Raw genomic sequence first — 202 nt, 5'->3', positions numbered from 1 at the left:
GGCTCGACGAATTCTCCGTTCTGGAAATCACTTTCGAGGATAATCAGCGTATCGGTTCCTTCTGTATCAGAAATCTCAACCCCTGCTTGACCCCAGTATCCGGCTCGCACGCGGTAGATATCCGACCCGCTACCGCCTCGCAAAATGTTCCCAGAGCCGCCATCGCCGATCAAGCTAAGGGTGTCATCCCCTAAACCTCCTT

General features: G+C 54.0%; 1 protein-coding gene. It reads right to left on the bottom strand.

The features are described from left to right. A partial coding sequence (locus AM228_RS35660; RefSeq protein WP_231636922.1) for a hypothetical protein occupies positions 1-202 on the bottom strand: 202 nt, incomplete at both ends.

Origin of the sequence: Planktothricoides sp. SR001 (genome assembly GCF_001276715.1) — a bacterium.
GTDB lineage: Bacteria > Cyanobacteriota > Cyanobacteriia > Cyanobacteriales > Laspinemataceae > Planktothricoides > Planktothricoides raciborskii.
The sequence above is the reverse complement of the archived record's forward strand: the minus strand, read 5'-3'. Positions and strand labels throughout refer to the sequence as shown.